Raw genomic sequence first — 237 nt, forward strand, 5'->3', positions numbered from 1 at the left:
CCGGGGGCGGGTGTTCTCGGAGGCGGGCCGCCGCAGCGGGGGCGAGGGGGGCGAGGAGGCCGCCAGCCGCGACGGCCGCCGGCGGGCGGTGCTGGGCTCCATCGGCCCCGGTACGAAGCTGCCGACCCACGGCCACATCGGCTTCCACACGCTGCGCGACGGCTTCCAGGCGCACGCCGAGGGCCTGATCGCCGGCGGCGCGGACGCCCACATCGTCGAGACCACCCAGGACCTCCT

The 237-nt window shown here is 78.1% G+C and carries 1 protein-coding gene; it reads left to right on the forward strand.

The window, feature by feature from the left end; all coding sequences use genetic code 11:
* A partial coding sequence (locus KVT44_RS57025) for a homocysteine S-methyltransferase family protein (protein ID WP_217577183.1) occupies window positions 1-237 on the forward strand: 237 nt, incomplete at both ends.

Origin of the sequence: Streptomyces sp. GbtcB7 (assembly GCF_019091445.1) — a bacterium.
GTDB lineage: Bacteria > Actinomycetota > Actinomycetes > Streptomycetales > Streptomycetaceae > Streptomyces > Streptomyces mirabilis.